Source organism: Leifsonia sp. NPDC058194 (assembly GCF_042883605.1).
Classification (GTDB): domain Bacteria; phylum Actinomycetota; class Actinomycetes; order Actinomycetales; family Microbacteriaceae; genus Leifsonia.
In genome coordinates this window covers 490,370-514,363 of sequence record NZ_JBHVVL010000003.1, presented here as the reverse complement: position 1 = coordinate 514,363, position 23,994 = coordinate 490,370, and the positions used below count along the sequence as shown (strand labels likewise).

At 68.9% G+C, this 23,994-nt stretch carries 24 protein-coding genes; 12 read left to right on the top strand and 12 right to left on the bottom strand.

Annotated elements, in window-relative coordinates; genetic code table 11:
- Positions 1-4: 4 nt before the first annotated feature.
- Genes ACFVU2_RS14650 through ACFVU2_RS14630 form a run of 5 tightly spaced genes read right to left on the bottom strand, consistent with a single transcriptional unit; the run spans position 5 to position 4,457 of the window.
- Positions 5-739, bottom strand: a complete 735-nt coding sequence (locus ACFVU2_RS14650; protein WP_387875619.1) for an HAD family hydrolase — start codon at positions 737-739, stop codon at positions 5-7.
- Positions 736-1,305 carry a GNAT family N-acetyltransferase gene (locus ACFVU2_RS14645; RefSeq protein ID WP_387875616.1) on the bottom strand — a complete coding sequence of 190 codons (570 nt, stop codon included), beginning with the start codon at positions 1,303-1,305 and terminating at the stop codon, positions 736-738. Before ACFVU2_RS14645 ends, ACFVU2_RS14650 begins: the two co-directional genes overlap by 4 nt.
- Positions 1,306-1,328: 23 nt before the next feature.
- On the bottom strand, positions 1,329-2,339 hold the full coding sequence (trpS, locus tag ACFVU2_RS14640) for a tryptophan--tRNA ligase (protein WP_387875614.1): 1,011 nt from the start codon (positions 2,337-2,339) through the stop codon (positions 1,329-1,331).
- Between the two features lie 33 nt (positions 2,340-2,372).
- Positions 2,373-3,209 (bottom strand): exodeoxyribonuclease III, encoded by an 837-nt coding sequence (locus tag ACFVU2_RS14635; RefSeq protein WP_387875611.1) that lies wholly within the window; start codon positions 3,207-3,209, stop codon positions 2,373-2,375.
- 9 nt (positions 3,210-3,218) lie between these two features.
- Complete coding sequence (locus ACFVU2_RS14630; RefSeq protein WP_387875610.1) at positions 3,219-4,457, bottom strand: YihY/virulence factor BrkB family protein; 1,239 nt, start codon at positions 4,455-4,457, stop codon at positions 3,219-3,221.
- Positions 4,458-4,490: 33 nt separating this feature from the next.
- Between ACFVU2_RS14630 and ACFVU2_RS14625 the strand changes: the two genes are divergently transcribed.
- Positions 4,491-5,495, top strand: a complete 1,005-nt coding sequence (locus tag ACFVU2_RS14625) for an NAD-dependent epimerase/dehydratase family protein (RefSeq protein WP_387875607.1) — start codon at positions 4,491-4,493, stop codon at positions 5,493-5,495.
- A 91-nt stretch (positions 5,496-5,586) separates the two neighbouring features.
- Here the strand turns inward: ACFVU2_RS14625 and ACFVU2_RS14620 are convergent, their stop codons facing one another.
- The 6 genes from ACFVU2_RS14620 to sdhC all read right to left on the bottom strand — a co-directional run bounded on the left by ACFVU2_RS14620 (position 5,587) and on the right by sdhC (position 9,906).
- Positions 5,587-5,904 (bottom strand): DUF4190 domain-containing protein, encoded by a 318-nt coding sequence (locus ACFVU2_RS14620; RefSeq protein WP_387875605.1) that lies wholly within the window; start codon positions 5,902-5,904, stop codon positions 5,587-5,589.
- Positions 5,905-5,967: 63 nt separating this feature from the next.
- Entirely contained in the window at positions 5,968-6,351 is a 384-nt protein-coding gene (locus ACFVU2_RS14615) for a hypothetical protein (protein WP_387875602.1), read from the bottom strand.
- A 189-nt stretch (positions 6,352-6,540) separates the two neighbouring features.
- Entirely contained in the window at positions 6,541-7,302 is a 762-nt protein-coding gene (locus ACFVU2_RS14610; RefSeq protein ID WP_387875600.1) for a succinate dehydrogenase iron-sulfur subunit, read from the bottom strand.
- Positions 7,302-9,104, bottom strand: a complete 1,803-nt coding sequence (gene sdhA / locus ACFVU2_RS14605) for a succinate dehydrogenase flavoprotein subunit (protein ID WP_387875598.1) — start codon at positions 9,102-9,104, stop codon at positions 7,302-7,304. The genes ACFVU2_RS14610 and sdhA overlap by 1 nt, the downstream gene beginning before the upstream one ends.
- 15 nt (positions 9,105-9,119) lie before the next feature.
- Entirely contained in the window at positions 9,120-9,566 is a 447-nt protein-coding gene (locus tag ACFVU2_RS14600) for a succinate dehydrogenase hydrophobic membrane anchor subunit (RefSeq protein WP_387875596.1), read from the bottom strand.
- A 1-nt stretch (position 9,567) separates the two neighbouring features.
- Complete coding sequence (gene sdhC / locus ACFVU2_RS14595; RefSeq protein WP_025155604.1) at positions 9,568-9,906, bottom strand: succinate dehydrogenase, cytochrome b556 subunit; 339 nt, start codon at positions 9,904-9,906, stop codon at positions 9,568-9,570.
- Between the two features lie 337 nt (positions 9,907-10,243).
- Here sdhC and mgtE point away from each other — a divergent pair, with 337 nt between their 5' ends.
- Together mgtE and ACFVU2_RS14585 are read left to right on the top strand one after the other, a co-directional pair.
- Positions 10,244-11,620 (top strand): magnesium transporter, encoded by a 1,377-nt coding sequence (gene mgtE / locus ACFVU2_RS14590; RefSeq protein ID WP_387875594.1) that lies wholly within the window; start codon positions 10,244-10,246, stop codon positions 11,618-11,620.
- A gap of 61 nt (positions 11,621-11,681) precedes the next feature.
- Complete coding sequence (locus ACFVU2_RS14585; protein ID WP_387875591.1) at positions 11,682-11,906, top strand: hypothetical protein; 225 nt, start codon at positions 11,682-11,684, stop codon at positions 11,904-11,906.
- Between the two features lie 16 nt (positions 11,907-11,922).
- Here the strand turns inward: ACFVU2_RS14585 and ACFVU2_RS14580 are convergent, their stop codons facing one another.
- Positions 11,923-13,047, bottom strand: coding sequence for a mannose-1-phosphate guanylyltransferase (locus tag ACFVU2_RS14580; protein ID WP_387875589.1), 1,125 nt, complete (start codon positions 13,045-13,047; stop codon positions 11,923-11,925).
- An 86-nt stretch (positions 13,048-13,133) separates the two neighbouring features.
- On the opposite strand from ACFVU2_RS14580, the gene ACFVU2_RS14575 reads away from it, so the two are divergent.
- The 9 genes from ACFVU2_RS14575 to ACFVU2_RS14535 all read left to right on the top strand — a co-directional run bounded on the left by ACFVU2_RS14575 (position 13,134) and on the right by ACFVU2_RS14535 (position 23,971).
- Positions 13,134-14,303, top strand: a complete 1,170-nt coding sequence (locus tag ACFVU2_RS14575) for a glycosyltransferase family 4 protein (protein WP_387875588.1) — start codon at positions 13,134-13,136, stop codon at positions 14,301-14,303.
- Positions 14,304-14,355: 52 nt separating this feature from the next.
- Positions 14,356-15,492, top strand: a complete 1,137-nt coding sequence (locus tag ACFVU2_RS14570; RefSeq protein ID WP_387875585.1) for a magnesium and cobalt transport protein CorA — start codon at positions 14,356-14,358, stop codon at positions 15,490-15,492.
- Between the two features lie 200 nt (positions 15,493-15,692).
- Positions 15,693-16,775, top strand: a complete 1,083-nt coding sequence (locus ACFVU2_RS14565; RefSeq protein WP_387875582.1) for a BMP family protein — start codon at positions 15,693-15,695, stop codon at positions 16,773-16,775.
- A 206-nt stretch (positions 16,776-16,981) separates the two neighbouring features.
- On the top strand, positions 16,982-18,502 hold the full coding sequence (locus ACFVU2_RS14560; RefSeq protein ID WP_387875581.1) for an ABC transporter ATP-binding protein: 1,521 nt from the start codon (positions 16,982-16,984) through the stop codon (positions 18,500-18,502).
- Positions 18,499-19,791, top strand: coding sequence for an ABC transporter permease (locus tag ACFVU2_RS14555; protein WP_387875578.1), 1,293 nt, complete (start codon positions 18,499-18,501; stop codon positions 19,789-19,791). Before ACFVU2_RS14560 ends, ACFVU2_RS14555 begins: the two co-directional genes overlap by 4 nt.
- A complete protein-coding gene (locus ACFVU2_RS14550) occupies positions 19,788-21,077 on the top strand; it encodes an ABC transporter permease (protein WP_387875575.1) in 1,290 nt (429 codons plus the stop codon). Before ACFVU2_RS14555 ends, ACFVU2_RS14550 begins: the two co-directional genes overlap by 4 nt.
- Positions 21,074-21,502: a cytidine deaminase gene (locus ACFVU2_RS14545; RefSeq protein WP_387875574.1), complete on the top strand. Its 429-nt coding sequence runs from the start codon at positions 21,074-21,076 to the stop codon at positions 21,500-21,502. The genes ACFVU2_RS14550 and ACFVU2_RS14545 overlap by 4 nt, the downstream gene beginning before the upstream one ends.
- Before the next feature lie 12 nt (positions 21,503-21,514).
- On the top strand, positions 21,515-22,822 hold the full coding sequence (locus ACFVU2_RS14540) for a thymidine phosphorylase (protein WP_387875571.1): 1,308 nt from the start codon (positions 21,515-21,517) through the stop codon (positions 22,820-22,822).
- A gap of 30 nt (positions 22,823-22,852) precedes the next feature.
- The gene (locus tag ACFVU2_RS14535) at positions 22,853-23,971 is read left to right on the top strand and encodes an adenosine deaminase (RefSeq protein WP_387875568.1); all 1,119 of its coding nucleotides are present in this window, start codon (positions 22,853-22,855) and stop codon (positions 23,969-23,971) included.
- Positions 23,972-23,994 lie beyond the last annotated feature (23 nt).

Below are 23,994 nucleotides of genomic sequence, written 5' to 3'. Positions count from 1 at the left end.
CGGGTCAGCGGGGGAGCACGCCCACCAACCGGTCGAGCCCGGCGATCCGGCGGACGCCGAGCGCCGCCGCATCCGCGGCGTCTTCCGGCGACGGGACGGCCGCCCGGCGGTCCAGCCACACCCCGGTGAGACCGGCCGCCGCAGCTCCGATCGCATCCGTGCGCAGACGATCGCCGACATAGGCCGCCTGCTCCGGGGCGACGCCGAAGACCCGACAGGCGTGGTGGAAGATCTGCGGGTCCGGCTTCGTCGAGCCGACGTCTCCTGATGCGATGAGCACCGGGATGCGTCCGTCGAGACCCACGGACTCCACCTTGCGGCGCTGGAAGGCCAGGTCGCCGTTGGTGATGAGGCCGAAGCGCACCCCCGGTGCCGCAGTCTCCAGCTCGTCGAGGCAGGCGAGCGCGTCGTCGTGGAGCGTCCACGCCGCGACGTAGTGCTCGAAGTAGCTCGCGAACCACGCGCTCGCCTCCTCCGGCGAGAGCGTCACGCCGTGGCGGGCGGCGAAGTCGCGAGCGCGCGCCTGGCGCTGCCCCTCGAAGTCCAGACGGCCGGCGAGGTACTCGTGGTAGTGCTCTTCTTCGAGGTCGTGCCAGAGCCCGGCCAGCTCGGTCGCCTCCATCGATCCGTACGGCTCGCCGAGGGAGGAGGTGAAGGTGCGGATGCCGCGTTCGACGGCGGCCCGGTGCGCGAAGAGCGTGTCGTCGAGGTCGAAGAGCACGACGGCGGGAAAGGTCATCCCAGGGTCTCCGGCGGCCAGCCTTCGCCTGCAGTGCGCGGGTCGGTCGCGAGCAGTCCGGCCTGCCAGTCGTCGCGGCGCACTCCGCGATGGACGGCACCCAGGCGACTCACGCCTTCGAAGCGGAAGCCGGCCCGCCGGGCGACGGAGGCGCTGGCGATGTTGCCCGCGAAGGCGTGCCAGACCACCCGCTGCAAGCCGAGGCCTGCCGGCCCCTGCGCGAAAGCGTGATCCAGAGCGAGGGAGACCGCTTCGGACATCAGACCGCGCCCGCGTGCTTCGGGAGCGAGCCAGTAGCCGATCTCGGCCCCTCCGTCCTCGATGGCGTGGAGGCCGACCATGCCGACGAGGTCGTCGCCGACGCGGATCCCCCAGGTGCGGATGCGCCCGCTCGCCCAGCCGTCGGCGACGAACCCCGTCACGAAGCCGACCGCGTCGTCGTGGGTGTACGGCGACGGCACGGTCGTCCACTCGGTGATGGCGGGGTCGACGCACAGCTCGGCGATGCGGTCGACGTCGGCCTCGGTCGGCACGGAGAGCACCACCCGCTCACCCGTCAGGACCACGGGCGGAGCGGATGGCGCCGCCATCAGCGTGCCCGCCGCAGGAAGCCGACCCGGTCGTACACCTTGGCGAGGGTCGCCTCGGCGACCTCATCGGCGCGTGCCGCGTTCTGCGCGAGGATGCGGTCGAGTTCCGCGGGATCGGCGAGGAGCTCGAGCGCGCGCTCGCGGACCGGGCCCAGCTCGCCGACGACGACCTCGACGAGTCCCTTCTTGAAGTCGCCGTAGCCCTTGCCCTCGTACTCCAGCTCGATCGACTGGATCGAGCGGCCGCTGAGTGCGCCGTAGATGCTGAGCAGGTTGGAGATGCCCGGCTTGCCCTCGCGATCGAACGACACGACGCCGTCGGTGTCGGTCACCGCGCGCATGATCTTCTTGCGCGTCGCGTCGGGCTCGTCGAGCATCCACACGATTCCGGCTCCGGAGTCGGCGGACTTCGACATCTTCGACGAGGGGTTCTGCAGGTCGTAGATGCGCGCGCTCTCCTTGAGGGTGAGCGTCTGCGGCACGACGAACGTCTCGCCGAAGCGGCTGTTGAACCGCTCGGCCAGGTCGCGGGTGAGCTCGACGTGCTGGCGCTGGTCGTCGCCGACCGGCACCACCTCGGCGTCGTAGAGCAGGATGTCGGCGGCCATCAGCACCGGATACGTGAAGAGGCCGACCGAGGTCGCCTCCGCACCCTGCTTGGCCGACTTGTCCTTGAACTGGGTCATGCGCGCCGCCTCGCCGTACCCGGTGATGGTGGCGAGCACCCACTGCAGTTGCGCGTGGGCGGCGACGTGCGACTGCACGTAGAGGGTGGAGGCGGACGGGTCGATTCCTGCCGCGATGTACTGCGCCGCCGTGCGGCGTGTCTTCTCGCGGAGCTCGGCCGGGTCTTGCGCGACGGTGATCGCGTGCATGTCCACGACGGAGAAGAACGCGTCGTGCGTGCTCTGCAGGTCTTTCCACTGCAGGAGCGCGCCCACGTAGTTTCCGAGGTGCAGGGAGTCCGCCGAGGGCTGCATGCCCGAGTAGAGACGGGGGAGAGAGGTCATGTCCGTGCTTTCGAGTCGATGGATGCGGATGCTTCAGATGGCGTAGTCGACGACCACAGGCGTGTGGTCCGACCATCGCTCGTCGTAGGCGGCCGCACGGTCCACCGCGTAGTCCTTCACCTTCGCCGCGAGGGCGGGGGTGGCCAGCTGGTAGTCGATCCGCCAGCCCGTGTCGTTGTCGAACGCCTGCCCGCGCCACGACCACCAGGTGTACGGGCCGTCGACGTCGCCGGCCTGCCGGCGTCCCACGTCGACCCAGCCGAGACCGGCTCCGGCGTTGTACCCGGGCTCGCCCTCCGCTCCGACGAAGCGGTCGAAGTAGGCGCGCTCTTCGGGGAGGAAGCCGGCGCGCTTGACGTTGCCCTTCCAGTTCTTGATGTCGAGGGTGCGGTGCCCGACGTTGAGGTCGCCCATCACGACGGCGAGCTCGTTGTGCTTCTGCAGCTCGGGGAGGCGCTTCTCCATCGCGTCGAGGAACGTGTACTTCGCGACCTGCTTGTCCGTGCCGGCCTCGCCCGAGTGGACGTATGCGCTCACGACCGTGACCACGGTGCCGTTCACCTCGTAGTCGGCCTCGAGCCAGCGACCGGCGCTGTCGAACTCGGCGGGGCCCAGCTCGACGCGGTGGATCGCGGCGCGGTGCCGGCTCGCGATCGCGACGCCCGCGCGGCCCTTGGCCGTGGCGGGGTCGTGGACGATGTCCCACTCCGGGCCGAGCAGCTGCTCGAGGTCCTCCGTGGAGGCGCGGACCTCCTGGATGGCGAGGATGTCCACGTCGCGTCCGTCGAGCCACGCGCCCATGCCCTTGCGGAACGCGGCGCGAACGCCGTTGGTGTTGATCGTCGCGATTCGCAGCGGTTTCGTGGGCATGGATCAAGCCTAGCGGTGGCCGCCGACGCTCCCGAGGTCCAGCAGATCGTTGAGCTGGTGCTCCGCCTTCTCCACTCTCCGCTGCGCGGACAGCCGACGGAACCAGTGCGCCTTCGACAGCTCCGTCCTGGCATCCGCGAGCTCCGCCCGCGCCACGACGACGCGGGCCTCGTGCTCGGCGGCGGCCCGTTCGGCTGCGGCCTGCTCCGGGGTGATCATGCGCGGGGAGAGACCGCGGTCGAACATTCCGACGGCGATCCACGACGCCGAGAGCAGGATGACCCGCGAGACGAGGTTGAACCACAGCAGCAGACCGATGAACACCGCGAAGGTGGCGAGCAGCGGGTTCTTCGTGGCGCCGCCGAGCAGCACCCCGCCGAGCACGCTCAGCCCGGCCAGCACAGCCGCTCCCAGCAGCACCCCGAAGAAGAGGTTCCGCCACGGGATGGCGACCCGCGCCATCACCCGGAACATCGCACCGAGGGTGACGATGTTCAGAGCGACCGACACCACGAGGCTGGAGATCCGGGTGATGACGCCCGTCACCGTCGAGTCCGACGGCAGCCCGATCAGATCGAGGAAGAACGTCAGCGCCTGGGTGCTGACGATCGAGAGCGCCGCCGAGAAGACGAAGACCAGCCCGAACCCGAGCGACAGGAAGAGGTCCCGGATCTTCTGCAGCACGTAGTTGGTGGTGTCCCGGCTGAGGCCGAAGACGGCGCGGACGGCCTGGCGTGTGTAGTAGAGCCAGCCGATCGCCGTCCAGAGCAGACCGATCGCGGCGATCGCGCCGGCCCACCCGAACGAGGTCGCCTGTTCGAGCTGAGAGGTGTCGATGACGCCCTCGCTGGTCGGCGTCGCGATGAGACCGGGGACGGCACGGTTGATCAGCTGGACCAGTGCCCCGTAGATGTCGGGGTTGCTGGTGAGCCACAGCCCTGCGACCGAGAAGCCCAGCCACACCGCCGCGAAGATGGCGAAGAGGGACTGGAAGCCCATCCCGGCGGCCCGCAGGTTGCCGTCCGAGTGCGAGTAGTTCATGTAGACCCGGTACGGCCGCAGCGCCTGCACCCACTTCGCGATGAGCGACACCCGGGCGACGGGCCGTTCGAGTCGCTCCTTGATCGGCTCGGTGGCGTCGAGCAGCCGCTCCCTCAGCGTCTCCTCGGGCTCGACAGTCCCCTCTGCGCGCTGCAGCGACGGATCGGGGCGCGCCGCCTCCGGCGCGGGTCGGGTCTTCTTGGCCACCGGTTCAGGATACCCAGCGCCTAGGCTGATGGGATGCCTTCCGCGATCGTCCTCGGCGGCACCGGCCTGCTGGGCCGGGCGACCGCTCTCCGTCTCGCGACGAGCGGATGGCAGGTGACGGTCACCGGTCGCGACCCCGCCCGGATGCCCGTGGCGCTCACCGAAGCCGGGGTCGTGCACGAGCGCTCGGATCGCAGGGATCCCGCGGCGCTCGCCGCTGTGCTCGGCCGCGGCGCCGACCTCGTCATGGATGCGCTCTGCTTCACAGCGGACGACGCGCGCTCCCTCCTCCCGCATCTGGCCGGGGTGGGCGCGACCGTCGCGTTCTCCAGCAAGGCCGTCTACGTCGATGCGGAGGGCCGTCACATCAACTCCCCGGAGCGCCCGCGCTTCCCGGACCCCGTACGAGAGGATGCGGCGACTCTCGAGCCCGCCTGGGACGGGAGCTATCGGAGCAGAGAGGGGTACGGACGCAACAAGGTCGCGGCCGAGCGCGTCCTGCTGGAAAGCAGTCACCCCGTCACGATCCTGCGGGCGTCCAAGGTGCACGGTGTCGGAGCGGCGCTCCCGCGCGAGTGGCACTTCGTCCGGCGCGTGCTCGACCGCCGGCGCGCCGTGCTTCTCGCGCACCGAGGCCGTGGATTCGACCACCCGACGGCCGCGGCGAATGCGGCCGCGCTCGTCGAGGTCGTCGCGCCGTTGCCGGGGTCGCGCATCCTGAACACCGCCGATCCCGACGTGCCGACCGGTCTCGACATCGCGCGCATCGTCGCCGCCGTCCTCGGGCACCGCTGGGACGAGATCCTGGTCGACGACGGGACTCCGGGATGGCACCCGTGGGACGTCGTTCCGGGAATCGAGCTCGACCTCACGGCGGCACGGGGACTGGGCTACCGGCCTGTGGGCGACTACGCGGCGACGGTCCGGCCCGCCATCGAATGGGCGGCGTCGTTCGGAGCGGAACCCCCGTGGGCGGCCGACGTCGATGAGGACGACTTCGACTACGCGGCAGAGGACGCGTATCTGCGAGCCCGGTGACCGGAACGAGGCGACAGCGTGAGGCGACAGCGCGAAAGCCCCGGCCATCCGAACGCATGTGCGTGGACGGCCGGGGCTTTCGCGTCACAGCTCAGTACGAGTAGCTGGAGTATCCCGCAGACGCGGCAATCAGTCCGCCGACGATCGCCAGGACCACGAAGAGGACGATGAAGGCGATGTAGACGTAGCCGATCACGAGTCCGGCGATGGCCAGGCCGCGGCCGCTCTCGCCGGTGCGCTTGATCTGGCTCAGGGCGATGTGGCCGCAGATCACGCCGGCGAGGGGAAAGACGAACGCCCCGACGAGCGCGATGATCGCGAGGACGTTCGTCCCGCTCTTCTGAGCGGGATACGGAGTGTACGCGGCCGGGGGAGCGGGCGGGTAGGCGTTCGGGTTCTGGTCGGTCATGGTGAGGTGGCTCCGATCGGGATGCGGGGTCGGTCGTGTCGGTGAGGTGTTGTCGGTGAGGTGTTACTTCTGCGAGACGCTGTCCGCCAGGATTCCCGCGGGGTGCAGGATGGCGGCGATCGCGTTGGCGGTCTCCTGGAACGCCGTGTCGGTCTTGGCGGCGCCGATCGCGCCGCCCTTCAACGCACCCCCGGCCATGTTGCGGTTGAGGCGTGCGACCAGGCGACCCTGCTGGTCGACCATGAAGTCGACGAGGAAGGACATCTGGAAGTTCTTGCCGGCGAACGCGCCGAGCCAGAAGGTGGAGGCGGCGCTGCCGCGCTTGGCGAGCAGGCCACCGGTCGGGGTGGAGGTGACGGTGAATCCCTCGGACTGGAGGGCGGAGACGACGAGCTGCTTCGCGGCCTCGTGGTCGCCGAGCAGGAAGAAGTCGTGGGCGGACGCCATGGCAATACCTCGGGTGGGTGTCGAGTGAGCGGGCCCCGGTCGGACCCGGTGTGTCACTCTACCGGGGGACACGGGTTTTGGGAATCCCGCTGGCCCATTGGTCACTCGGTCCGTACGAGCGAGGCCGTCGTTAAGTGGGAAACGCCCCTCCGCGCGAGGCGGAAGGGCGCTTCTCGGTATCGGCGCCGGCTACGGCTTGCCGCGCATGATGGCCTGCTTGACCTCGGCGATCGCCTGGGTCACCTGGATGCCACGCGGGCAGGCGTCGGTGCAGTTGAAGGTCGTCCGGCAGCGCCAGACGCCCTCCTTGTCGTTGAGGATGTCGAGACGCACCTGGGCGTTGTCGTCGCGCGAGTCGAAGATGAAGCGGTGTGCGTTCACGATCGCGGCCGGCCCGAAGTACTGGCCGTCGGTCCAGAAGACCGGGCAGGACGAGGTGCACGCGGCGCAGAGGATGCACTTGGTGGTGTCGTCGAAGCGCGCGCGGTCGGCGACCGACTGGATGCGCTCCTTGTCCTTCTCGGGCTTGCTGTTCGCGACGAGGAACGGCTGCACCTCGCGGTAGCTCGCGAAGAACGGTTCCATGTCGACGATGAGGTCCTTTTCGAGCGGCAGGCCCTTGATCGCCTCGACGTAGATCGGCTTGGAGATGTCCAGGTCCTTGATCAGCGTCTTGCAGGCCAGCCGGTTCCGGCCGTTGATGCGCATCGCGTCCGATCCGCAGATACCGTGCGCGCACGAGCGGCGGAACGTCAGCGACCCGTCCTGCTCCCACTTGATCTTGTGCAGGGCGTCCAGGATGCGGTCGGTCGGGAAGAGCTCGACGTCGAAGTCCTGCCAGCGCGGCTCGGTGTCCACGTCCGGGTCGAAGCGGCGGATGATCAGCGTCACGGTGAACGACTGGATCGGGGCTTCGGGAGCCGGGGGAGTCTCCAGTACGGCGGTCGACATCAGTACTTCCTCTCCATGGGCTCGTAACGCGTCACGACGACCGGTTTCCAGTCGAGCGTGATGTGGTCCGCCGCGTCGGCGGAGTGCGGGTCGCCGGTCAGGTAGGCCATCGTGTGCTGCATGTAGTTCTCGTCGTCGCGCTTGGGGAAGTCGTCGCGCATGTGGCCACCGCGCGACTCCTTGCGGTTGCGGGCCGAGAAGACGACGACCTCGGCGAGGTCGAGCAGGAACCCGAGTTCGACGGCCTCGAGCAGGTCGGTGTTGTACCGCTTGCCCTTGTCCTGCACGACGATGTTCTTGTAGCGCTCGCGGAGGCGGTGGATGGTTCCGGTGACCTTCTCGAGCGACTCGTCGGTGCGGAAGACCTGGGCGTTCTTGTCCATCTCGTCCTGCAGCTCCTTGCGGATCGCAGCGATCCGCTCGGTGCCGGTGCCGGCGCGCAGGTCGCCGATGAGCCCGCGCACGAACGCCGCCGGGTCCTCCGGCAGCGGCACGGCGGTCGCCGTCTTGACGTACTCGACGGCGTTGTTGCCGGCGCGCTTGCCGAAGACGTTGATGTCGAGCAGCGAGTTCGTGCCGAGGCGGTTCGACCCGTGGACCGACACACAGGCGCACTCGCCGGCGGCGTACAGACCGGGGACGACGGTCGTGTTGTCGCGCAGCACCTCGGCGTTGTTGTTGGTCGGGATGCCGCCCATCGCGTAGTGGGCCGTCGGCATGACCGGCACCGGCTCGACGACGGGGTCGACGCCGAGGTAGGTGCGGGCGAACTCCGTGATGTCCGGGAGTTTGGTCTCGAGGACCTCGGCGCCCAGGTGGGTGCAGTCGAGCAGCACGTAGTCCTTGTGCGGGCCGGCTCCGCGACCTTCCGCCACCTCCTGGACCATGCAGCGGGCGACGATGTCGCGCGGCGCCAGGTCCTTGATGGTCGGGGCGTAGCGCTCCATGAACCGCTCGCCGGAGGCGTTGCGGAGGATCGCGCCCTCGCCGCGTGCGCCCTCGGTGAGGAGGATGCCGAGGCCCGCGAGTCCGGTCGGGTGGAACTGGAAGAACTCCATGTCCTCCAGCGGGAGCTTCTTGCGCCAGATGATGCCGACGCCGTCGCCCGTGAGGGTGTGGGCGTTGGAGGTCGTCTTGAAGATCTTGCCGAAGCCGCCGGTGGCGAAGATGATCGCCTTGGAGTGGAAGACGTGCAGCTCGCCCGTGGCGAGCTCGTAGGCCACCACGCCCGCGGGCTGGTCGACGCCGTCGACCTCGTTCATGATCACGTCGAGCACGTAGTACTCGTTGAAGAAGTTGATGCCGAGCTTCACGCAGTTCTGGAACAGCGTCTGCAGGATCATGTGGCCGGTGCGGTCGGCCGCATAGCACGCACGGCGCACGGGCGCCTTGCCGTGGTCGCGGGTGTGGCCTCCGAAGCGCCGCTGGTCGATCTTGCCCTCGGGCGTGCGGTTGAACGGCAGGCCCATGTTCTCGAGGTCGATGACCGCGTCGATGGCCTCCTTGGCGAGGATCTCCGCTGCGTCCTGGTCGACGAGGTAGTCGCCGCCCTTGACGGTGTCGAAGGTGTGCCACTCCCAGCTGTCCTCCTCGACGTTGGCGAGCGCTGCGGCCATGCCGCCCTGCGCAGCACCGGTGTGGGAGCGGGTGGGGTAGAGCTTCGAGATCACGGCCGTCTTGGCGTGCGGTCCGGCCTCGATGGCCGCGCGCATCCCGGCGCCGCCGGCGCCGACGATGACGATGTCGAACTCGTGGTAGTGGACGCCGTCGATGACGGTCGATTCAGAATCAGTCGTAGTCACAGGTTGGGTTTTCCGTTACTTGACCGGGCAGAAGGACGGCAGCTGGTCGGCTGCGGCGCCCACCGGGCAGGGGTCGAAGGTGAAGATCACGAGGGTGCCGAGCACGACCATCACCACAACCGCGGCGAGGATCGCCCAGCGGAGGATGCGGTTCACCGTCTTGTTGTGCGCGTAGTCGTTGACGAGCGTGCGCATGCCGTTGCCGCCGTGGATCATCGCGAGCCAGAGCATGAGGAGGTCCCAGACCTGCCAGAACGGCGTCGCGTACTTGCCGGCGACGAAGGCGAAGTCGATCTGCTTGACGCCGTCGCCGAGCACGATGTTGACGAGGAGGTGGCCGAAGATCAGGACGATCAGCACGAGGCCCGAGAGCCGCATGTAGATCCAGCCCCACTTCTCCCAGTTGACGCCCTTCTTCCGTGCCGGGCGGGCGGGCGAGCGAGGCGCTTCGATGGTCGTCATGTCAGTGCCCCTCCGCGAAGATGTGCATCAGCTGCACCGGGATGAATCCGGCCATCAGCACGACCCAGAGCACGATGACGGTCCAGAACATGGCGCGCTGGTACTTGACGCCCTTGCTCCAGAAGTCGATCAGGATGATCCGGATGCCGTTGAAGGCGTGGAAGACGATGGCCGCCACCAGGGCGATCTCGCCGAGACCCATGATGGGGTTCTTGTACGTCCCGATCACCGCGTTGTACGCCTCCGGACTGACCCGGATGAGCGAGGTGTCGAGGATGTGCACGAGAAGGAAGAAGAAGATGGCGACGCCGGTGATGCGGTGAAGCACCCACGACCACATGCCCTCGCGGCCGCGGTACAGCGTGCCGCCCGGCCGGTTCTTCGTCGGCTGCAGAGTCCCTGCCGCTTGGTCTGGCACGAACAACCCTCCCTGGTTGCGTGGAGCTGAGTGAGGCGCGCTGAGCGCGCTGCCCAGTCTATGCCGCGGCCCTTCCCGGCGCTGCTTAGGGTGACCTCAGTTATCTCGACGTCGAGATAACCTCCGCCTAGCATCGTCCGCGACACCGCCCAATCCGAGCGCCGCCTCCACGGGATTCGGCTACGTCGACACCCCTGTCCGTGCCGGGCGACCGCAGTCTTCACACGACCGACGTTCGCGCAGATCGAAGGGATGCCCGATGTCGCCCACCCCGACCGGCCGGAGACAGCGGGAGCGGTTGGAGGAGATCCTCCGATCGGGCCACGGGCTGCGGCGATGGCTGGACACCGTCGCCGAGTCGACCGATCGCGAGGAACAGGTGGACGGGCTCGCGCCCGAGCAGGCCGTCGCGCTGGGGCGGCTGCTGGATGACCGTTCGGCGGAGGACCTGCTGTCCTCGATCGAGCCGGAATCCGCCGCCGGGCTGCTGAGGCGACTGGAGCCGGCGGATGCTGCCCGATTGCTCGCGACGGTGAACACCGACCTCGCCGCCCACATCCTGCGTGCGCTGCCGCGAGAGGTGCGCGACAGCGTGTTGAGCGCCGTGCCCGAGGTGCGCTCGGACGTCCTGCGCCGCCTGGTCGCGCGATCCTCCGACACGGCTGCCGGTCACCTCGTGCCGGAGGTCCTCACCGTCCGCGCCGACGCGACCGTCGAGCAGGCGATCGAGGTCGCCCGAGGCTTCGGCGCCCAGGGGGCCGATTCGCAGACCGGCGCCTACCTCTACGTCCTGGACGCCGACGGCGTTCTCGCGGGCGTCGTCGCGTTCCGTGCGCTCGTGCTCTCGCCTCCCGGCGTGCTCGTGTCCGCCCTCATGACCTCCGATCCGCTCCGTGCGCGCCAGGGTGCGCGCGCCGAGGCCGCCGCCCGCCTGCTCCTCGACCATCGGCTGCTGGCGCTGCCGGTCGTGGACGACGACGGCCGTCTGGCCGGCATCCTGACGGCGGACGCCGCGGCCGACATCGTGGAGGACGAGGCGATGGATGATGCCGAACGGCAGGGCGCATCGCGGCCGCTGGATGTGCCCTACCTGAAAGCGTCGCCGTGGCTGCTCTGGCGCAAGCGCATCGTCTGGCTGCTCGTCCTCTTCGTCGCCGAGGCGTACACGGGGACCGTCCTGCAGGTCTTCGAGCACGAGCTCGAGGCGGTCGTCAGCCTCGCGTTCTTCATCCCTCTGCTGATCGGAACGGGCGGCAACACCGGCACACAGGTCACCACGACGCTCGTGCGCGCGGTGTCGACGGGCCAGGTCCGCCTGAAGGACATCGGCCGGGTGGTCGCCAAGGAGACGGCGACGGCCGGGATGATCGCCGTCGCCATGGCCGGCGCCGGCCTCGTGCGTGCGTTCACGCTGAACGTCGGATGGCAGGTCGTGCTCGTCGTCTCGCTCACCCTCGCCGCGATCGTGCTCTGGTCGGGACTGGTGGCCTCCGTGCTCCCGCTGCTGCTGACGAAGTCCCGCGTCGATCCGGCGGTCGTGTCGGGACCGATGATCGCGACCATCGTCGACGGCACCGGGCTGATCATCTACTTCCTCATCGCGAAGGCGCTGCTTCCCGAGCTCGCCGGCCTGTGAGCATCCTCGACGAGTCCTCGCATCTCTTGATTCACCGGCCCGCGAGCGTACGTTCCGGGACATGACCCAGGATGAGCCCGTCATGGACGGAAGCAACGAAGCCGGAACCGCCGAGAAGGTCGCCGGGATCGTCGAGCAGATCCGCGCGGACATGCAGCTGCGCCCGCGGGAGGACAGCGAGAAGGTGCTGAGGCAGCGGCTGGAGGACGCCGGGCTCCACCTCGACGACGCGGAGATCTCGCGCATCGCCGCCGAGGTGCAGAGCGGGCCGTCCGTCGTGGACTGAATGCAGCCGCGAGGCGTCAGAGCACGTCGGTGGAGCCGGTGACCTTGAGGGCGTCGACGACCGACTTCACCCGCTGAGCGTGCTCGCTGGTGGTCACCAGCAGGGCGTCCGGAGTGTCCACGACCACGATGTCCTTCACCCCGATGAGGCTGATGACGCGCTTGCTCTGGCTCACCACGATCCCGCTGGAGGAGTCGGAGAGCACGCGCGCATTCTCGCCGAGGATGGCCAGGTCCGACTTGCGGCCTCCGGAATTGAGCTTGGCCAGGGAGGCGAAGTCGCCGACGTCGTCCCAGTCGAAGTAGCCCGGGATGACGGCGAGGCGCCCCGCTGCGGCAGCGGGCTCGGCGACGGTGTAGTCGATCGCGATCTTCTCCAGGCGCGGCCAGATGCGGTCCACAGCCGGACCGCGGGTCGCGGGGTCGTCCCACGCGGCGGCGAGTTCGAGGATGCCCGCGAGCAGTTCCGGCTTGTTGCGGCCGATCTCCTCGAGGAGGAGGTCGGCGCGCGAGATGAACATCCCCGCGTTCCAGAGGTACGAGCCGTCGGCGACGTAGGCCTCCGCCGTGGCGAGGTCGGGCTTCTCGACGAAGGCGTCGACCAGCCGGGCCGAGGGGGCGCCCTCGATCTCGGCCGAGTCGTCCGCGCAGTGGATGTAGCCGAAGCCGACCGCGGGCTCGCTCGGCTGGATGCCGATGGTCGTGATGTAGCCGGCGGCGGCCGAATGGACCGCCTCCCGCACCGCATGACGGAAGCGGGGCTGGTCGCGGATCACGTGATCCGCGGCGAACGAGCCGATGATCACTCCCGGTTCGCGACGCTCCAGGATGGCGGCGGCCAGCCCGATCGCGGCGGTCGAGTCGCGTCCCTCGCTCTCCAGCACGACGTTGGCGTCGGCGAGGTCGGGCAGCTGGGCCTCCACCGCGGCGCGGTGCGCGCGGCCCGTGACGACCATGATCCGCTGGTCGCCCGCGAGCGGCGTCAGCCGGTCCCAGGTGTCGCGCAGCAACGTCTGCCCCGAACCGGTCAGGTCGTGGAGGAACTTCGGTGCGTCTGCGCGCGACAACGGCCACAGCCGCGACCCGACGCCACCGGCGGGGATCACGCTGTAGAAGTGGTCGAGCGGGGTGCTGCGGCTCATGCTCGACAGGATACCGATCCGCGCTGGACATCCACCGTTCACGGCGGGTCAAGAGGGGCGCAACCACGGCTGTTTAGCGTGGGGGCATGCGGGTAGCGGTCGTCAGCGAGAGCTTCCTCCCCACGGTCAACGGGGTCACGAACAGTGTGCTGCGCGTGCTGGACCATCTCGCGGAGGCCGGGCACGAGGCGATCGTGATCTGCCCGGACGCGGGGGCGCCGGCCGAGTACGCCGGGTTCCGCATCCACCAGGTCCCGTCGATCGCCTACCGCCAGTTCCCGGTCGGGCTGCCAAGCCCGCAGGTGCAGCGCATCCTCAGCCGCTTCGCTCCCGACGTGCTCCACGCGGCATCCCCTTTCTTCTTGGGCGCGCAGGCGATCGCCGCCGCCAACCGCCTGGGCGTGCCGTCCGTGGCGATCTACCAGACGGACGTCGCCGGGTTCGCCCGCCGCAACGGCCTCGGCCTGACGTCCGCGATCGCCTGGAAGTACGTCCGCTGGGTGCACGAGGGCGCCGATCTCACCCTCGCGCCCTCCGCCGCGTCGGAGTACGACCTCCGCGATGCCGGCGTCTCCCGCATCGGCCGCTGGGGCCGCGGCGTGGACCTCGAGCGGTATCACCCGAACAAGCGGCGGACGAAGGCGGCCGTCGCGCTGCGCGAGCGGCTGTCGCCCGACGGCGAGGTCGTCGTCGGGTACGTCGGCCGCATCGCTCCCGAGAAGCAGGTGGAGCGACTGCGGGCACTGCGCGGACTGCCCGGCCTCTCGGTCGCCATCGTCGGCGACGGCCCGGCGCGCGAGACCGTCGAGCGCGAGCTGCGCGGAGTGCCGGTCGCCTGGCTCGGGCGGCTCGGTGGCGAGGACCTCGCCGCGGCGTACGCGGCCTTCGACGTCTTCGTTCACACCGGGTCCGAGGAGACGTTCGGACAGACGGTGCAGGAGGCGCACGCGTCCGGGCTCCCTGTCGTCGCGCCGCGGGCGGGCGGTCCCGTCGACCTCGTCGAGCACGGCGTCGACGGTCTGCTCTTCCCGCCCGCCGACGAGCGCGCGCTGCGTGCCGCTGTCGCGATGATCGTGAGCGACACGGGCCTGCGGCTGCGGATGGGGGAGGCCGGACGCCGGGCGGTGCTCGGCCGGGGCTGGGATGTGCTCTGCGGAGAGCTGATCGGGCACTACGAGCGCGTGATCCTGAGCGCATGCGCAGAGGCCGAGGGGAGCGGCGTCCAGCCGCTCGGCAGGCAGCGCGCGTACAGTTAGGTGGCCGCTGCGGCGACCATCCACCCTTCCGTACGCTCTCTGGAGGTGAACGATGGCGAACATCAATCGACGCGGCATTCCCATGCCCTTCGTTTCCCGATCGCGCAGGGGTGACCCTCCCAGTTCCCTCCTCGCTCCGGAGCCGGTGGTCGGCACCGTCCCGACCCGCTCCAGCATGGTCGACAGCGCCGTCTATCGCGGGGGCGTGCGTGTCGCATCGCCCACCACGCTCGCCGAGACGTACCGGGCGCTCGACGCGACGCCCGACGGCGTGGCGTGGATAGGCCTCTACCGGCCGAGCGAGCGCGAGCTGATGTCCTTGGCGGAGGAGTTCAACCTCCACCCGCTCGCCATCGAGGACGCGATCGTCGCCCATCAGCGACCCAAGCTCGAGCGCTACGACACCGTGCTCTTCGTCGTGTTGAAGGCGGCCAACTACCTCGACGTGCCCGAGGAGGTCGACTTCGGCGAGCTGCACCTCTTCGTCGGACCGAACTTCGTGATCACCGTCCGCCACAGCGAGTCGCCCGACCTCTCGACGGTGCGGCACCGGATGGAAGGGGAGCCGGAGCTCCTCTCCCTCGGCCCGCAGGCGGTCCTGTACGCGATCATCGACGCGGTCGTGGACGCGTACAGCCCGGTCGTCGCCGGTCTCGCCAACGACATCGACGAGATCGAGACCCAGGTGTTCGGCGGCGACGCGCTCGTCTCCCGGCGCATCTACGAGCTGTCCCGCGAGGTCATCGACTTCCAGCGCGCCACCCATCCGCTCTCCGCGGTGATGGTCGCGCTCGAACGCGGCACCGCGAAGTACGGCGTCACGCAGGAGCTCGAACGCCGCCTGCGCGACGTCGCCGACCACCTCACCCAGGTCAACGAGCGGGTGGACGGCTTCCGCTACCTCCTGCGCGACATCCTCACGGTGAACTCCACTCTGGTGTCCGAGCGTCAGAACGAAGAGATGACCCGGCTCGCGCTGTCGACGCACGAGCAGGGCGAACAGGTCAAGAAGATCTCGTCCTGGGCGGCCATCCTCTTCGCCCCGTCGCTCATCGCCGGCGTCTACGGCATGAACTTCACGCACATGCCCGAACTGGAATGGCAGTTCGGGTACCCCCTCGCGATCGTCGCGATGCTGGGGCTGAGCACGCTGCTGTACGTGCTGTTCAAGAAGCGCGGGTGGATGTAGCGGCACGCACTCGTCAACAGGCCCTCGTCAGCGCGCGGTTGGCAGCTGCTCAAATGAGCAGTCGCCAACCGCGCGCGCGTTTGTAACGCTTGCATGAAGAAGCCGGATTTTCGAACGGAGCGGTTCGTCACATTCGGTAACGTCAATGCATACCCTGGCCGGCGGGCACCCACGCCGGTCACGCATCTTGGAGGACAACCTTGACAATCACAGCTCGTAAGGCCGGCCTCGTCGGTCTTGCAGCGACCGGCGTCATCGCGCTGCTCGCCGCATGTTCCGCTGCTCCGTCCGACAGCTCGTCGACCGGCGCCGCGAAGAGCGACTTCCTGCCCTGCATGGTCTCCGACTCGGGCGGATTCGACGACCACTCGTTCAACCAGCTCGGCTACGAGGGCCTGACCGAGGCGGCCAAGTCGCTCGACGTCACCCCGAAGTCGGCCGAGTCGAAGAGCGAGAACGACTTCGCCCCGAACATCCAGAGCATGGTCGACGCGAACTGCAACATCGTCGTCACCGTCGGCTTCCTGCTCGCCGACGCGACGAAGAAGGCGGCCGCGGCCAACCCCGACGTCAACTTCGCCATCATCGACGACAACTCGATCCAGGCGAAGAACGTCAAGCCGATCATCTTCGACACCGCCCAGGCGGCGTTCCTCGCCGGCTACGCGGCCGCGAGCTACTCGAAGACCGGCATCGTCGGCACCTTCGGCGGCATGCAGATCCCGACCGTCACCATCTTCATGGACGGCTTCGCCGACGGCGTGAAGTACTTCAACGACCAGAAGAGCAAGTCGGTCAAGGTCGTCGGCTGGGACGTCGACGCCCAGAACGGCTCCTTCACCGGTGGCTTCGACGCCAACGAGACCGCGAAGAACACGGCTCAGGGCATCATCGACCAGAACGCCGACGTGATCATGCCGGTGGGTGGCCCGATCTACCAGTCGGCCGCGCAGGCCATCAAGGACTCGGGCAAGTCGATCGCCATGGTCGGCGTCGACGCCGACGTCTACGAGTCGGACCCGAGCGTCAAGGACCTGCTCCTCACCTCGGTCATGAAGGGCATGAAGCCCGCCACCAACGACGTCGTCAAGCAGGCCGCGGACGGCAAGTTCGACAGCACCCCGTACGTGGGCACGCTGAAGAACGACGGCGTCGGCATCGCCCCGTTCCACGACTTCGCCTCGAAGGTGGACTCGGGCCTGCAGGGCGAGCTCGACAAGATCAAGGCCGGCATCATCGACGGCTCGATCAAGGTCACCTCGCCCTCGTCGCCCAAGCAGTAACGACGTAGGACGCGCACTCGACGGGGAGGTCAGCGAAGCTGGCCTCCCCGTTGTCGTGCACTTGCCCAGATGCTCATCTGAGCAGAGACTGACATATGCGCAGAAGGTAGATTGAAGGCGCGCAACGGGGCCTCTGCCGCTGTCGCGTGCCATCGCTCAATCACTCTGCGCTCACACCGGGCGAGTAGAGAAGGAAACCCACCCGAATGAAGCTCGAACTCCGCGGCATCACCAAACGGTTCGGTGCCCTGGTCGCAAACGACCACATCGACCTCACGGTCGAACCCGGCGAGATCCACTGCCTGCTCGGCGAGAACGGCGCCGGCAAGTCGACCCTCATGAACGTGCTCTACGGCCTCTACCAGGCCGAGGAGGGCGACATCCTCCTGGACGACGTCGTCCAGCACTTCGCCGGCCCGGGCGACGCCATGAAGGCCGGCATCGGCATGGTGCACCAGCACTTCATGCTGATCCCCGTATTCACCGTCGCCGAGAACGTCATGCTCGGCCACGAGCAGACCAAGTTCGGCGGTCGCCTCGACCTGGCCGCGGCCCGCGCGAAGGTGCGCGAGATCTCCGCCCGGTTCGGGTTCGACGTCGACCCCGACGCCCTGGTCGAGGACCTCCCGGTCGGCGTCCAGCAGCGCGTCGAGATCATCAAGGCGCTGTCCCAGAACGCGAAGGTCCTCGTCTTCGACGAGCCCACCGCCGTGCTGACGCCGCAGGAGACCGACGAGCTGATGGCGATCATGCGCCAGCTCAAGGAGCAGGGCACCGCGATCGTCTTCATCACCCACAAGCTGCGCGAGGTGCGCGAGGTCGCCGACCGGATCACGGTCATCCGCCTCGGCAAGGTGGTCGGCGAGACCGAGCCCACCGCCACGAACGCCGAGATGGCCTCGATGATGGTCGGACGCGCCGTGTCGCTCACCGTCGAGAAGCAGGCCGCGACCCCGGGCGAGCCCGCGCTCGTCGTCACGGAGCTCTCGGTGATCGACCCGATCGGCCAGCTCGTGGTCAACCGGGTCAGCTTCGAGGTGCGGGCGGGCGAGATCCTCGCCATCGCCGGCGTCCAGGGCAACGGCCAGACCGAGCTCACCGAGGCGATCCTCGGGCTCCAGCCGCGCGTCGAAGGCCGGATCGTCCTCGACGGCAAGGAGATCCAGGGCAACAGCCCGCGCAAGGTCCTCGACGCCGGCGTCGGCTTCGTACCGGAGGACCGCAACGAGGACGGCCTGGTCGGCGAGTTCACCATCCAGGAGAACCTGATGCTGGACCGCTCGACGGGCGAGCCCTTCGTCAAGGGCGGCAACATCCAGTTCTCGTACCTCAAGCAGTTCGCCGAAGAGAAGGTGCGCGAGTTCGACGTGCGCACCCAGTCGATCGACACCGCCGTCGGACGGCTCTCGGGCGGAAACGCGCAGAAGGTCGTCCTCGCACGCGAGCTCAGCCGTGAACTGCGGCTCTTCGTGGCGGCGCAGCCGACCCGCGGCCTCGACGTCGGCTCGATCGAGTTCGTGCACAAGCGCATCGTCGAGACCCGCGACTCGGGAGTGCCGGTCATCGTCGTCTCGACCGAGCTCGACGAGGTCGCGGCGCTGGCCGACCGCATCGCGGTCATGTACCGCGGCGGAATCGTTGGAATCGTGCCGGGGGACACGTCTCGCGACGTCCTCGGCCTCATGATGGCCGGCGAATCGCCGGAGCAGGCAGGAGCAGCAGCATGACGGGGACCCCCACCCCCAGCCAGCCCGTGGCACCGGCCCAGCCGGCACCGGCGGGTCAGCCGGCCGGCAAGCCGGAGAACGACGACCGCTGGAACAAGGCGGTCCGCGACATCATGGGCGGACCGGTGATCATCTCGATCCTCGCCGTGGTGCTCGCCCTCATCGTCGGCGCGATCCTGATCGCGGCCACCGACCCCGAGGTCCAGAAGGCGGCCGGCTACTTCTTCGCCCGCCCGGGCGACACGTTCAAGGCGATCTGGGACTCCGTCTCCAGCGCCTACGTGTCGATGTTCCAGGGTGCCATCTACAACTTCCGGCGCCCGAGCTTCGCCGCCGGCATCCGGCCGCTCACCGAGACCCTGACATTCGCGACCCCGCTCATCGTGAGCGGTCTCGGCGTGGCCCTCGCCTTCCGCGTCGGCCTCTTCAACATCGGCGGCCAGGGGCAGATCCTCATCGCCGCCGCCGCCTCGGCCTGGGTCGGCTTCTCGTGGAACCTGCCCCCGGTCATCCACCTCGTCCTCGCGGTCGTCGCGGGAATCGCGGGCGGTGCGATCTGGGCCGGCATCGTCGGCGTGCTGAAGGCCAGGACGGGCGCGCACGAGGTGATCGTGACGATCATGCTCAACTACATCGCCTTCTACCTGATCTCGTACATGCTGCGGACCCAGGGGCTGCTGCAGGCGCCCGGATCGAACAACCCGAAGGCCCCGCCGATCCACGCCAACGCGGTGTTCCCGCCGCTCTTCGGCGAGCAGTACAACCTCACGTGGGCGTTCGTCGTGGTGATCGCCGCCACCGTGTTCGTCTGGTGGCTGATCAACCGCTCGAGCCTCGGCTTCCGCTTCCGCGCGGTCGGTGAGAACCCGAACGCGGCCCGCGTCGCCGGCATCAACGTCAAGAACATCTACCTCTACGCGATGCTCATCGCGGGTGGTCTCGTCGGCATCGCCGGTGCGAGCCAGGCGCTCGGGGTCTTCCCGCAGGGCATCAGCTCGGGTGTGGACGCGGGGATCGGCTTCGACGCCATCACCGTGGCACTCCTCGGCCGCTCCCGGCCGTGGGGCGTCTTCATCGCCGGTCTGCTCTTCGGCGCCCTGAAGGCGGGCGGCTACACGATCCAGGCCGCGAACGACATCCCGATCGACATCGTCCTCGTGGTGCAGTCGCTCATCGTCCTCTTCGTCGCCGCCCCGCCGCTGGTGCGCGCGATCTTCCGCCTCCCGACGCCGGGCAGCACGCCCCGGAGACAGCGTCCCATCGTCACGAAGGAGGTGGCGGCCAAGTGACCACCACGGCCCCCGTCGTCCCCGACTCCGCACCCATCGTGCTGGAGAAGGCCGAGATCCGCTCCTGGAAGGCCCCGATCGCCTTCGCGGTGTTCGTGGTCATCAGCCTCGTCCTCTTCCTCGGCTTCTCGCGCCACGGCCAGAGCACCTTCCGGTTCTCCGAGTCGTCCGACGCGATCAAGCTGCCCAACCTCGTCGTCGACACCTTCTCGACGACCATCGTCGTGATCGTGCTGCTCGCGATCGTCACCGGGTACAGCGCCTGGCTGTCCTGGAACGCGCGCAAGACGCCGATCTGGATGGTCGTCGTGTTCGCCCTCGTGTTCATGTTCGGGTTCCTCTCCTGGGCCGGCTCGGGCGAGCTCCCCGTGCCCGTCACTGGTCTGCTGCTCGGCACGATCAGCCTCTCGGTCCCGCTGGTCTTCGGTGCGCTCGGCGGAGTGATCTCCGAGCGCGGCGGCGTCGTGAACGTCGCGATCGAGGGGCAGCTGCTCGCCGGCGCCTTCGTGTCGGCCATGACCGCGACGCTGACCGGCAGCTGGGTCGTCGGCCTCCTGGCCGCGATGGTCGCCGGTGTGCTCGTGTCGTTCGTGCTGGCCGCGTTCGCGATCAAGTACCTGGTCGACCAGGTCATCGTCGGCGTCGTGCTCAACGTGCTCGTCACCGGGCTCACGAGCTTCCTCTACTCCAAGGTCCTGGCGGCCGACCCGACAGTTCTCAACCACCCGCCGCGTCTGCCGGACTGGCCCATCCCGTTCCTCAGCGACATCCCGATCCTCGGCAAGGTGCTGTTCAACCAGACGATCATCGAGTACCTCATGTACATCGCGATCTTCGTCGTCTGGTTCGGCCTGTTCAAGACCCGGTGGGGCCTGCGCCTGCGCTCGGTCGGCGAGCACCCGGAGGCCGCGGACACCGTCGGCATCAAGGTCAACAGCACGCGGTTCTGGAACGTCTCCCTCGCCGGTGCCGTGGCCGGCCTCGGCGGTGCGTACTTCACGCTGGGCTCGGTCGGCGCCTTCTCCAAGGAGATGACGGCCGGACAGGGCTTCATCGCCCTCGCCGCCGTGATCTTCGGACGCTGGGACCCGATCCGCGCCACCCTCGCCGCCCTGCTGTTCGGCTTCGCGTCGAACCTGCAGAACGTCCTCGGCATCATCGGCTCGCCCGTCCCGAGCGAGTTCATGCTCATGCTCCCGTACGTGGTGACCATCTTCGCGGTCGCCGGTCTCGTCGGGATGTCGCGGGCTCCCGCCGCCGACGGCAAGCCGTACATCAAATCATGACGGAGCAGACCGACGTGACCGCGACGATCGACTGGGAGGCCCTGCGCGTCTCGGCGACCGAGGCGATGTCGCACGCCTACGTGCCGTACTCGAAGTTCCCCGTGGGCGCCGCGGCGCTGGTGGACGACGGGCGGATCGTCAGCGGCTGCAACGTGGAGAACGCCAGCTACGGCGTGACGCTCTGCGCCGAGTGCGGGCTCGTCTCGTCGCTCGCGATGACCGGCGGCGGACGTCTCGTCGCCTTCACCTGTGTGAACGGCGGCGGCGACATCCTCATGCCGTGCGGACGCTGTCGCCAGCTGCTCTACGAGCACTCGGCCGAGGGGATGCTGCTGCAGACCGTCTCCGGCATCCGCACCATCGACGAGGTGCTGCCCGACGCCTTCGGGCCGCGCCAGCTCGACGAGTACCGCAACAACGACTAGGAAACAGATCCCGTGACCCAGACTGCAGGAGCGGTCGAGGCGTTCGACGCCGTCGACCTGATCAGGACCAAGCGCGACCGTGGAGAGCTCGGCACCGCCGAGATCGACTGGCTGGTCGACGCGTACACGCGCGGCTACGTCGGCGACGAGCAGATGTCGGCGATGATCATGGCCATCTTCCTCAACGGGATGACGCGCCGTGAGATCAAGGACCTCACGATGGCCATGATCGCCTCGGGCGAGCGGATGGACTTCTCGGGCCTCGACAAGCCGACCACCGACAAGCACTCCACGGGCGGAGTCGGGGACAAGATCACCCTCCCGCTCATGCCGCTCGTCGCGACCTTCGGCGTCGCGGTCCCGCAGCTCTCGGGTCGCGGGCTCGGTCACACCGGCGGCACCCTCGACAAGCTCGAGAGCATCCCCGGCTGGCGCGCCAACCTCACCAACGAGGAGATGTTCGCCCAGCTGCAGAACGAGGGCGGCGTCATCTGCGCTGCCGGATCGGGCCTCGCGCCGGCCGACGGCAAGCTGTACGCCCTGCGCGACATCACCGGCACGGTCGAGGCCATCCCGCTGATCGCGTCGTCGATCATGTCGAAGAAGATCGCGGAAGGGACCAGCGCGCTGGTCCTCGATGTGAAGTTCGGTTCGGGCGCGTTCCTCAAGGACATCGAGAAGTCGCGCGAGCTCGCCCGCACGATGGTCGAGCTCGGCAAGGACGCCGGCGTCGCGACCTCCGCCCTGCTGACGGACATGAACGTCCCCCTCGGCCTCGCCATCGGCAACGCCAACGAGGTCCGGGAGTCCGTCGAGGTGCTGGCCGGCGGCGGTCCCGCCGACATCGTGGAGCTGACCGTGGCCCTCGCGCGCGAGATGCTCGCGCTCGCCGGCCGCCCGGACGAGGACGTCGAGGCCGCGCTGAAGGACGGGCGCGCCATGGACAAGTGGCGCGAGGTCATCCGCGCCCAGGGCGGCGACCCCGAGGCTCCGCTGCCGGTCGCGAAGGAGACGCACACCGTCGTCGCCGAGTCGGACGGCATCCTGGTCGAGCAGCAGGCGCTCCCGTTCGGCATCGGCGCCTGGCGCCTCGGCGCCGGTCGCGCCCGCAAGCAGGACCCGGTGCAGCACGCCGCCGGTATCGACCTGCACGCGAAGCCCGGCGACACCGTCCAGAAGGGCGACCCGCTGTTCACCCTGTCGGCCGACGAGCCCGCGCGCTTCGAGCGCGCGCTCGAAGCGATCGAGGGCGCCTACCGCATCGCTCCCGTCGGCACGCCGTTCACCCGAGGCCCGCTCATCGCGGACCGCATCTCCTGACCGGACCCGCCGACCGATAGATTGAAGGACATGAGCGAACAGAACGCCGGGTACGCACTCGCCGACGGGACCGACATCCGCGCACTGCCGAAGGTGTCCCTGCACGACCACCTCGACGGGGGCCTGCGCCCCTCGACGGTGATCGAGCTGGGCGACACGATCGGCCTCGAGCTGCCGACGACCGACCCGGTCGAGCTGGCGCGCTGGTTCGGCGAGAAGTCGAACTCGGGCTCGCTGGTCGAGTACCTGAAGACGTTCGACCTCACGACCGCCGTGATGCAGACCCGCGAGGGTCTCACGCGCGTCGCGCGCGAGTTCGTGCAGGACCTGGGTGCCGACGGCGTCGTCTACGGCGAGATCCGCTGGGCTCCCGAGCAGCACCTGACCCGCGGCCTGAGCCTGGACGAGACGGTCGAGGCGGTGCAGGAGGGCATCGAGGCCGGCATCCAGGATGTGCGTGCCACCGGTAAGCGGATCCGCGTCGGCCAGCTCGTCAGCGCAATGCGCCACCTCGACCGCGGTCTGGAGATCGCGCAGCTGGCGGTCCGCCACCGCGACAACGGCGTGGTCGGCTTCGACATCGCCGGTCCCGAGGCCGGCTTCCCGCCCGCGAAGCACCGCGCCGCCTTCGACTACCTCGCCGAGAACTTCTTCCCGGCCACCGTGCACGCGGGGGAGGCCGACGGCCTCGACAGCATCCGCGGCGCCCTCCTCGACGGACGCGCCCTGCGGCTCGGCCACGGCGTCCGCATCGCGGAGGACATCTCCATCGAGCGGCAGGACGACGAGAACACCTACGTCACGCTCGGCACGCTGTCGCAGTGGGTCAAGGACCGCGAGATCGCACTGGAGACCAGCCCGACCTCGAACCTGCAGACCGGCGCCATCGCGGCGTGGGGCACGGACATCCTCGACCACCCGTTCGACCTGCTCTACCAGCTGGGCTTCCGTGTGACGGTCAACACCGACAACCGCCTGATGAGCGGGACGACGCTGACCCGCGAGCTGAGCATCCTGGCCGACGCCTTCGCCTACGACCGCACCGACCTGGAGATCTTCCAGCTCAACGCGGCCGCCGGCGCGTTCCTCCCGTTGGAGGAACGTGAGGAGCTGGCGGACATCATCACAGCGGGTTTCGAGGGTTCCTGACCCGGCGGCGGCTACGCTGGGAT

Coding starts and splice junctions, on each gene's coding strand:
- ACFVU2_RS14650 (WP_387875619.1), bottom strand. CDS start 739: ATGACCTTTCCCGCCGTCGTGCTCTTCGACCTCGACGACACGCTCTTC.
- sdhC (WP_025155604.1), bottom strand. CDS start 9,906: ATGTGGTCGTGGGTGCTTCACCGCATCACCGGCGTCGCCATCTTCTTC.
- ACFVU2_RS14570 (WP_387875585.1), top strand. CDS start 14,356: ATGGCGAACATCAATCGACGCGGCATTCCCATGCCCTTCGTTTCCCGA.
- ACFVU2_RS14620 (WP_387875605.1), bottom strand. CDS start 5,904: ATGACCGACCAGAACCCGAACGCCTACCCGCCCGCTCCCCCGGCCGCG.
- ACFVU2_RS14545 (WP_387875574.1), top strand. CDS start 21,074: ATGACGGAGCAGACCGACGTGACCGCGACGATCGACTGGGAGGCCCTG.
- ACFVU2_RS14575 (WP_387875588.1), top strand. CDS start 13,134: ATGCGGGTAGCGGTCGTCAGCGAGAGCTTCCTCCCCACGGTCAACGGG.
- ACFVU2_RS14610 (WP_387875600.1), bottom strand. CDS start 7,302: ATGTCGACCGCCGTACTGGAGACTCCCCCGGCTCCCGAAGCCCCGATC.
- ACFVU2_RS14625 (WP_387875607.1), top strand. CDS start 4,491: ATGCCTTCCGCGATCGTCCTCGGCGGCACCGGCCTGCTGGGCCGGGCG.
- ACFVU2_RS14560 (WP_387875581.1), top strand. CDS start 16,982: ATGAAGCTCGAACTCCGCGGCATCACCAAACGGTTCGGTGCCCTGGTC.
- ACFVU2_RS14635 (WP_387875611.1), bottom strand. CDS start 3,209: ATGCCCACGAAACCGCTGCGAATCGCGACGATCAACACCAACGGCGTT.
- ACFVU2_RS14600 (WP_387875596.1), bottom strand. CDS start 9,566: ATGACGACCATCGAAGCGCCTCGCTCGCCCGCCCGCCCGGCACGGAAG.
- trpS (WP_387875614.1), bottom strand. CDS start 2,339: ATGACCTCTCTCCCCCGTCTCTACTCGGGCATGCAGCCCTCGGCGGAC.
- ACFVU2_RS14580 (WP_387875589.1), bottom strand. CDS start 13,047: ATGAGCCGCAGCACCCCGCTCGACCACTTCTACAGCGTGATCCCCGCC.
- mgtE (WP_387875594.1), top strand. CDS start 10,244: ATGTCGCCCACCCCGACCGGCCGGAGACAGCGGGAGCGGTTGGAGGAG.
- ACFVU2_RS14535 (WP_387875568.1), top strand. CDS start 22,853: ATGAGCGAACAGAACGCCGGGTACGCACTCGCCGACGGGACCGACATC.
- ACFVU2_RS14615 (WP_387875602.1), bottom strand. CDS start 6,351: ATGGCGTCCGCCCACGACTTCTTCCTGCTCGGCGACCACGAGGCCGCG.
- ACFVU2_RS14585 (WP_387875591.1), top strand. CDS start 11,682: ATGACCCAGGATGAGCCCGTCATGGACGGAAGCAACGAAGCCGGAACC.
- ACFVU2_RS14555 (WP_387875578.1), top strand. CDS start 18,499: ATGACGGGGACCCCCACCCCCAGCCAGCCCGTGGCACCGGCCCAGCCG.